The 8887-nt window shown below is 63.6% G+C and carries 7 protein-coding genes; 1 reads left to right on the top strand and 6 read right to left on the bottom strand.

Annotated elements, in window-relative coordinates:
• The 5 genes from FJ404_12850 to FJ404_12830 form a co-directional block, all read right to left on the bottom strand.
• On the bottom strand, positions 1-690 hold a 690-nt coding region (locus tag FJ404_12850; GenBank protein ID MBM3823753.1), incomplete at its 3' end, for a hypothetical protein.
• Between the two features lie 1191 nt (positions 691-1881).
• Positions 1882-2985, bottom strand: coding sequence for an amidohydrolase (locus FJ404_12845; protein MBM3823752.1), 1104 nt, complete (start codon positions 2983-2985; stop codon positions 1882-1884).
• A gap of 91 nt (positions 2986-3076) precedes the next feature.
• Positions 3077-4372 carry an amidohydrolase family protein gene (locus tag FJ404_12840; GenBank protein ID MBM3823751.1) on the bottom strand — a complete coding sequence of 432 codons (1296 nt, stop codon included), beginning with the start codon at positions 4370-4372 and terminating at the stop codon, positions 3077-3079.
• The gene (locus FJ404_12835) at positions 4369-5244 is read right to left on the bottom strand and encodes an alpha/beta hydrolase (protein ID MBM3823750.1); all 876 of its coding nucleotides are present in this window, start codon (positions 5242-5244) and stop codon (positions 4369-4371) included. Before FJ404_12835 ends, FJ404_12840 begins: the two co-directional genes overlap by 4 nt.
• Before the next feature lie 111 nt (positions 5245-5355).
• Positions 5356-5766, bottom strand: coding sequence for a hypothetical protein (locus FJ404_12830; GenBank protein ID MBM3823749.1), 411 nt, complete (start codon positions 5764-5766; stop codon positions 5356-5358).
• Between the two features lie 78 nt (positions 5767-5844).
• Here FJ404_12830 and FJ404_12825 point away from each other — a divergent pair, with 78 nt between their 5' ends.
• On the top strand, positions 5845-6387 hold the full coding sequence (locus tag FJ404_12825) for a DJ-1/PfpI family protein (protein ID MBM3823748.1): 543 nt from the start codon (positions 5845-5847) through the stop codon (positions 6385-6387).
• A gap of 208 nt (positions 6388-6595) precedes the next feature.
• Here FJ404_12825 and FJ404_12820 read toward each other — a convergent pair whose 3' ends face one another.
• Complete coding sequence (locus tag FJ404_12820) at positions 6596-8737, bottom strand: S9 family peptidase (protein ID MBM3823747.1); 2142 nt, start codon at positions 8735-8737, stop codon at positions 6596-6598.
• Between the last annotated feature and the right edge of the window lie 150 nt (positions 8738-8887).

Here is an 8887-nt window from a genome sequence, read left to right as displayed (position 1 = left end):
AGGGACCAGACTCCAGCGATAAGGTGGTGTGCCTCCCTTGGCCAGGAGGGTGGCGCGATACTCGGCGCCGCGAAAGCCCAAGGGCAATTCCTCGGTCCGAATGGCCAGCGCGCCTCCCACGCTGCTGTCGGCAGTGTCTGTTCGGATACGGAAAAACGTGGTCACGAAGGAGGCGGATGCCAGCGTGGCTCCCGGCAAGCTTGTGGAATCGCGGCTGGGCAGGCGCATGTTGTCGAGGGCGCCAATGTAAGTCTTCTCCGCTCTCAAAGCTCCTCTTGGAATCAGGAAGAATCCGGCGCTGGCATCCAGTCTGTTGGGATCTCCGGGCAGCAATCCCGTGGTCATCGCAAGTTCGCCGTCCTCCTCGATCAGCGAGAAACGGAGATGATCCGTCGCGGGATTGAATCCCAACGCGTCAAATTCGACGCGGGTGTCCTGGCCGGGATCGAGCACTTGCAGGGCGGACCAGTTACGGACTCGGACCGGCAGAAGGCTCGCGTCGATAGGCGCGGCGGATGCTTGGATCTTGAAAGAGCTGGCGAGACCGCCCCCGCGGGCAAGCACATTGAACGTGTAATCACCCGCCGGATAACGGGCAAGAAGTTCGGACGGGGTCTCCAATTCGTCGGCAAGAAAAAATCCGGGCAGAACCGGCTCTTCCTCGAAAACTTCGGATCTGCCGCCAGGCAATCGAACCTCGGCCCCGGCCGCAACCGCCGGATTAGCGCGGACGTAAACTCGACCGCGTAGGCTTCCTCTTCGCGATTCAAGATGGGCGGGGCGTCGGAGAACTGAAGAAAGCGAGCCCCTCGGCGGAACAAACCCCAACTGACCGCGCCGACAGGAGGAGGGGGGTCGCCGCTCCGGGTGGATAGGGTGAAAGAGGTCTCACTGTAATTGCCGCTGGCGAGGATCACGTTGGGCACGGAGCGGGTATCGACGGATTTCAGCCGCGTCACGGACAAATAGGCATCGCAGACCACGTTTTGAGCGAGTTGGTTTTTCGGGATCACGATGACTCCTGAACTCGGGCGGACGTAGCCCGGGTCACCCGGAAACCCCATCCAAGCCAGGCGACGGTCCTCGCTGATCGGCAACAGTTCAAGCCAGACCAGGTCCGTCTCATCGTTGAGGCCGGCAGGATCGAATTCCACGCGCAGATCCCGGGCCGCGTCTGCCCTTCGCAGAGCGGCGAGATTCAGAATGCGCAAGGGGCGGATCGCCGGATCGAGGATGGGATCCGGCGTGAGAATGCGAAAAACCTCAAGCGGCATGCCCGTGCCTTCATCGGCGAAAAAGCGATTGAGTCCCGAGGCGAATTCGCTCTGAAAACTCGCCAGGTTGTTGAATTGGCCGCATAACTAAACCCGGGAATTTGGCTATCCCCGTGTAGGGCCAGGATGCGGCGAGTGGGCGCTTCGACCGCGAGTTCGAGATCGTCTTCCGCGTCCGTCCGGACGCGGATGTCCCCAACATAGATGCGGCCTCCCTGGGGTGTTGAGGGCGCCGCATCTCCTGTTTGAGCGAATTGTTCGCCCCGTCGAATGATCGCCCACTCGGATGCCGAGGCTCCGCTCGGCCAAGCCCAGAGCAGGCAACCGGCCACAAAGATGAAAAATCTCACGCGCAACGTCCTAACGGAAATGCGCCTCGAATGCGATCCTGAAACGGAGCCCGGCTTGCGGTGCATCCGCCTGTCGCCGGGGCGCGCCGTTCACGGCGCTTGCCCGACCCATGGAAGGCGTGCGTCAACCGATCCCTGAACCAGCCGCTCCACACGAACCGCCGCTCGCGCCTCGGTTTGGGCGCGCCCGTGCAACCAGGGCGCGGTTTCACGAGCCCGGAAATTCCCAGTCGCGAAACAAGGATGAAATCTCCGGGCTAAGCGGGCGGGCGGCGCTCCCCGGCGGGTTCAAGGTTGAACAGCTTCCGCGCGTTCTCGCTGAGGATTCGATGTTCCTCTTCCGGCGCCAGTCTGAGGCTTCGCAGCGCGTCAAGAATCACACGTGGCTCGACCCACGGATGATCGCTGGCGTAGAGGAGGCGCTCGGCACCCATGAATTCGACGGCGAACTTCATCGCCTGGGGAAGCGGCGAAACGATGTCCAACCAGACGGATTTCAGATACTCCGACGGGGTTCGGGTGAGGTTCTTGGGACCACGCTTGAGCACCACAACCTGATGATCGAGCCGTCCGATGATATAGGGAAGCGTGCCGCCGAGATGTGGACAGACGAGTTGGAGTTTCGGCCATTCGTCGAGGACGCCGGACATGATGAGCCGTGTCAGGGCGATGGTGTTGTCGAACATGTTTCCAAGCGAACTGGTCATCTCATAGCCCTTCACGAAATCGGTGGTGATGGGCTTGGCGGGGTGCAAAAGCACTGGAAGGCCGAGTTCCGCGCAACGGGCGAGCACGGGACGGAACTCCGGTTCGTCGGGAAAGCGTCCGGCAAGGTTGGTGTAGAGCAGCAGTCCTTTCATGCCGAGCTTGGCGCAGCGGTCGAGTTCGCGCAGGGCCGCCGCCACGTCCTGCCATGGCAGCACGCATAAGCCGAAGAATCGCGCGGGGTGTTTCCGCGCAAGGCCGGCCACGAAGTCATTCGCGATTTGCGCGACCTCCGAACCGTCCGGACCGAACCATTCCGGGCCAGGGTCGTTGATGCTGAGGGCGGTCATGGCGATGCCGGCGGCGTCCATGGTCGCGAGTTTGGCATCCACATCGAGATAGAGCGGGGGCACCTTGCGCAGCCAGTCGCCCATGCGGAGGAAGCGCGTGCCGTCCTTGGTGAACACCACCGGGTCGTCCGTCCGTTTCTCCATGAGCTCGAGGAGCCTGGGCGAGAACAGGTGGCTTTGGCAGTCGATCAGACCGGCGGGAGCCGGACGGGTGTCAGCGCCGGAGACGGCGTTGGGCAAAACCGCAAGGGCGGAACTGGCGGCGAGGAATTGGCGTCGGGTGGTTTTCATCGCGCGGTCAATCATGAGGGTCGTCAGGGAATCGATCGGGTGAATCTGGAGGCTTGGCCTGCCTTTTGACCTGGTTTTGGGGCACGGGTTGGGGAGTCATTCGCATTCACTTCTCGCGCGTCACCACGGTGGGGAAGGGTTTGGCCAGTGATCCCGCTTTGAGCACGCCGCCCTGGAGCACCGCGAGAAACTTTGAGCGATCCGTGAGCGCGTCGATGTTCTTGAGCACGTCGTCCTCGACGACCAGGACATCGGCGAGTTTGCCTTTTTCCAGCGTTCCAAAATCCCCGCCACGGCCCATGATTTCCGCGCCGGTCTTGGTGGCGCACTGGATGACTTCGAGGGGGGTGAAGCCGACCTCCTTGACGAAGAAGACGAGTTCTCTGGCGTAGTCTCCATGCGGGTTCCAGCCAAAGCCGTAGTCGCCTCCCATGCCGAGGCGTCCGCCTGCCTTCAGGATGCGGCGCGCGCTTTCGGCGCCGCCTTCAAGGGTTTCCTGGTGGCCGTCGATCACCGCTTGGGGGAGGCCGAATTCCTTGCCTCGTTCGACGCTGGCTTTCTCGAATTGCAGCGCGGGTATCACCGGCGTGTTGCGCTGGAGCAACAAGTCCATCGCCTCGTCGTCCATGAACGTGCCGTGTTCGATGGTGTCGTAGCCCGCGCGCAAGGCGTTTTTGATGCCTTGGGTCGCTCGGCAATGGCCGGTGACTTTCATTTTGTGATTGTGAGCGGTGGCGACGACGGCGTGCATCTCCTCGAAGGTCATGCAGAGCGTGTGGTGATCGTTCACATCGGGCGAGGCGGCGTCGCCCGTGGGGTAAGTCTTCACCCACTCGACGCCATCCTTGACCAGCGCGCGCACGGCCTTGCGGGCGTCATCCGCGCCGTTGATGATGAATACCAAACCCTCCATGCCGATCTTGCGGAATTCCGGGTTCCAATCCATCAGCCCGCCGGCGGAACAGATCTCGCGCCCGGACGCGGCGAGCCGGGGGCCGGGGATGAAATCGTTTTCGATGGCCGTCTTGAGCCACACATCGATATTGAAAAGGCAGCCGCCGGAGCGCGCCGCCGTGTAGCCGCACTCGAGCGCCAGTCGGCAGTTCACCGAGGAGAGGAGCGAGACGTATTCGACGGGATACTTGATGTCGAGGTCCTCGAGCGCCGCGATGTTGAAATAGGTGGCGTGAAAATGCGCCTCGACCAGGCCGGGCATGATGGTGCCACCGCGCGCGTCGATGCGTTCAGCCCCGGGCGGCGGGGTTGGCGCGCCCTCGGCGGGGCCGGCGTAGGCGATGCGGCCGTCCTGGATGACCATGACGGCGTTGGGCACGGCGGGCGCGCCCGTGCCGTCGATGAGTTGGCCGTTCGCGATGAGGGTGGTTCCAGTGGCGGTTTTCATGGCCGGGTTCGTTTCGGGAGGAGAGTGTTCGTCTGAAGAAAGTCGTCGAGAAGCGCCAGCATCCGTTCCGGCATTGTCGCATGAATCAAATGTCCGGCGTCGCCGAAGTCCACGCGGGCGCAGCGCGGAATGAGCGCGGCGATGCGGTCGGCTTCGCGCGAGTCAAGCATTCCGCCCAGGCGAGGCTCGGCGCGCAGCAGCAAGGTGGGCGTGGTGATGCGCGGCAGCGCGGCAAACCAGTCCAGGCCATCCAGCCACCGACCGTCGTTCAAAGTGTCCAGCACCCCGGGATCCAACCGCAGCAGGCACTCGGCGAGGAAGCGGAGGGCATTCGTGTCCCGCAATTCGCCCAGTTTCACCACGGCGCCGTCGCCGGGACGCTGCACCGGCAGGGCGGCCAGGTCGCGAGCCAGTGTCTCGAGGCTGTGGGCGGAGGAAAGCAGGCGGCGCATGTTCGCGAATTGCAGGGCGAACGGCGACTTGCGCAAACCCTGCGCCAGGGTGGTGCCGGGCGGATCTTCCAAGATAAGCGCCCGCACGCGATGAGGCCGTTCCGCGGCGACGATGGCGGCAACCATGGCGCCGAGTGAATGGCCGAGGAGAATCGCCGGTGCGGGAACGTGCGCGTCCAGGACCTCGATCGCGTCGGCCGCATAATCCGCCACGCGGTAATCCGCCGCCCGATCGGATCCGCCGTGTCCGCGGTGATCCAGGGCGAAGATTTGCCAGCGCTCGGCCAAGGGCGGAAGCACGGCCTCGAAGTCCCTCCAGCATCGCGTCACTCCGTGCAGCAGCACGAGCGGCGGGCCGTGGGCCGGGCCAATGGCTCCGGTCAGGGATTTGTCGTTGAGACGGAACGTGAATTCGTGCATCCGTTGCGCGGGCGATGAATGCCGGGCCGGGCAGGGTTGGCCCGGGACCACGGATCAGGGGCAGCACCACAGGCTCGACGGAAAGGGGTCACACTGCACGCGGAGGTTGTGCTACAGCATAAGCAGCCCCGGGTAGCCGTCAAGCGCGGTGTCCTTCGTTTCGTCATGCCTGTGCTTGCGCAAGTTGTCGGGTCGTGCCGGCCAAGGCGCTTCCACACGTGCCATCCCGCCCGCGGCGATCCTCTGCGGTTCCTTGGCTTGCCAGGGGTCAATGCCTTCGCCCCCGTGCATAGCGAAGTTGTCTGAAGTGTGGCGCAGGCTGCCCAGCCTGCCGTATCGCCGACTGCTCGTCGGCCCGGCGGATGAAGAACGACGCCCTTCCTTGCTGGCACCATTCCCCCCGTGTATCCCGATGTTGTTGGTAGGGCGGGCCTGTCCCAGCCCGCCGCCCACGGGATGCAAAACATCATGCTCCGGCGGCGCGCCGGGACGGACGCGCCCTACCTGCATCACCGGCAACATCGGGATGCACCGCCGTTCCCCATTCTCGCCCTGCATGAGTTGCCTTCGTCGGCGCGGCCTCGCTAGGATGACGTCGCTATGAGCAAACGAGTTCTCTGTCTGTTGTTTCCCGGCTTCGAGGAGATTGAAACCATCGCCCCGGTTGACCTGCTGCGGCGCGCGGGCGTGGAGGTCGTCGTGGCGTCTCTGACCGGAGAGAAGCTTGTCACGGGCCGCTGCCGTATCACGGTGGAGGCGGACGCGGATTTTTCGAGCGTGGCGGAACAGGAGTTTGATTTGTTCCTCATCCCGGGCGGGCCGGGCATCAAAGCGGTTCGTGCGGATGGCCGCGCGGCCAGACTCGCTTCGCAATACGCCCAGGAGGGCAAGCCCGTGGCTGCGATTTGCGCGGCGCCCACGGTGCTGATGGACGCGGGCCTGCTCGCGGGCAGACGCTTCACTTCGCACGCCGGAGTGTTGCCCGAGTTGTCCGAATCGCAGGTTCAGGAGCGCGTGGTCGAGGACGGCAATCTGATCACTTCGCGCGGCGCGGCCACGTCGGTGGAGTTCGGTCTTGCCTTGGTGCGCCGGCTGTGCGGCGAGGCGGCGATGGCGGAAGTCTCGAAAGGAATCATGGCCTGAACTTTTTCGAACCAGACTCATCAGAAGAGCGAAACGACTTCGAGAAAACAGCCCGGGTTGAAGCGAGTTCGCGAGCCACGCCATGGGGCAACCGATGACCCGACCACCTGTGTTTCGCCGGGCGCAAATCCTGCGTTCACGAAGAGGCCGTCTTGACGGCGCGCCTGGACTTCGCCCCTCGTCGTGGTGAGGACCGCGCCGGGAGAGCCTACATTTCCTGCGGGTCGAAGGCGGGTTGCGCCAAGGTAGGAGTGCCCCCGATCCACCGGGCCAGCCAGTTCTGGAATTCCCAGTTCCAGTAAATCGAGTTCTGGGGCGTGAGAATCCAGTGGTTCTCATTCGGAAACACCACCAGCCGCGCGGGCAGGTTCATCGCCTTGTAAATCCCGTAGAGCGCGGTGCCATTCACGTAGGGCACGCGGTAGTCCAGTTGGCCATGAATGATCAACATCGGGGTCTTGAAGTTCTTCGCGTAGGTCGTGGGATTGTTACGCTGCATGCCTTCCGGGTTGTCCCAGGGCGCACCGCCCAGCACTTTCGCAAAACCGAAACTCGTGGTGTCCGCGCCGTACTGCGTGATGAAATCGTTCACACCCGCGTGGTTGATCAGACACGCGAACCGGTCGGTGTGGCCCGCCACCCACGCAGCCATGTAACCCCCGTAGCTTCCGCCTGCCGCGGCCAGCCGCTTCGGGTCGAGGTTCGAAAACCGCGCGAGCAGATAGTCCGTGCTCTTGAGAATGTCCTCCAGCGGCTTGTCGCCCCATTCGTTCAGAATGCTCTGGCTGAACCTTTCGCCGAAGCCCGTCGAGCCATGGCGGTTCACCCACGTGACCACGTAGCCAGCGGCGGCGAAGACGTGCGCGTTCCACCGGTAACTCCAGGCGTCCCCCGCCATGGTGTGCGGTCCACCATGCATGAGCTGAAGCAAGGGATAGGACCTCCCGGATTCGAAGCCGGGCGAAAAGAAGAGCGTGCCCTGAACCTGGTCGCCTGCCGCGCCCTCGAACCAGTATTCCTCCCGCCGGCCCAGGTCGAGTTCGGAAAGCAGTGCCTCGTTGAAGCGGGTGAGCTGGCGCGCCGTGCCTGTCGCGAGATCCAGTGCAAACAACTCATCCGGCCTTTCGGCGGTGTTGTTCAGAAAAACCGCCCTGCCGCCCGCGGTGTCGAAACCGCTGCTCGTGCCGGTCTTGAACACGGACGCAAACCCAGACCCGTCCGCCCCGAGTTTGAAGATGGGCAACGATCCCTTTTCCTCAGCGGTCACCCACAGGCTCTGTCCATCGGGTGAGAAAGCGGCGCTGCCCATCGCGTAGTCGAGCGGTTCGGTGAGCGGTGTGTTGGCGCCCGTCGCGAGGTCATGCCGCCACAGCTTGGCAAACTCACCGCTGTAGTACGGCGTTTCCGTGCGCCGGTAAACGAACGAGCGGCCGTCGGGCGCAAACACGGGTTCACTGTCGGTCCCTTGGTTGTCGGAAGTCAGGTTTTTCAGTGCGCCTGACCCGTCCGTGGACACCAGATAAATGTCGTGGTTCAGGAAGTCGTGGTAGGGCGGCGGTGTGGAGTTGATGGTCACCGCGATGAAGCGGCCGTCGGGCGACAGCTCGAACTTCGCTTCCGGCGCGGTCTGCCCGGTGGTGGTGAACAACCGGTCAAACCCGGGCGTGAGATCGGTCAACCCGCGCGACGCGACCTCCACCAGCAGGAGCCGATTCGCCAGGCTCTCCGGCAACCACTGATCCCAGAACCGGAACTGCCGGTCTTCCGTGGCCTTGGCCGTGACTTTCGAGTCCTTGCGACGCTGGATTTCCTTCCTCATCGCCGCAAGTTCGCTCTTGCCCAGTTTGCCCGCCAGTTTGGGAATGACGCGCGTCGCCACGACGACCCGCTGGCCGTCGGGCATCCATTGAGGCGTCGATACGGAATAGGGCAGTTCCAAAATCTTCTCGGGTTCACCACCATCGATCCGCATGACGTAGAGCGCTGCGGACTCATCCTCACCGCGCTTTGAGGTGAAGGCGATGCGCCTGCCGTCCGGGCTCCAGCGGGGCGACGCGTCCGTGGCATTTGGAGCGTAGGTGAGCCGTCGGGTCCGTCCATCCGCCAAATCGACTACCCACAGATGCGTGGTGCTCTTATTCTTCTCGATGGACCACTCCGTCACCGTGAAAACTGCGGATTTGCCATCGGGCGACAACGCCGGGCTGCCCAGGCGCTTCATGGCCCACAGGTCATGCGGACGGATCAGGCGCTTGCCTTGGGCGGCACGGTCCGCGGTCGCGAGGCATGTGCCCGCCAGCCAGATCACAAGCAAGAAGGCCGAGCGGAGGAAATGCAGGTTCGATTTCATTCGCTCGACAGGTTCGTCAAGCGGATCGACCTCGTCAATCTTGGGCCCGCTTGGGTTGCCCGAGCAGGGCCGGGCCGTAGCCTTCAGAACTCTTGACCTGACGCGGAATCAGGTTGAGCCCAACTGGCGGTAGATGAGGCGGAGCTCGGA

The sequence above is a fragment of the Verrucomicrobiota bacterium genome (assembly GCA_016871495.1).
GTDB lineage: Bacteria > Verrucomicrobiota > Verrucomicrobiia > Limisphaerales > VHDF01 > VHDF01.
The sequence above is the reverse complement of the archived record's forward strand: the minus strand, read 5'-3'. Positions and strand labels throughout refer to the sequence as shown.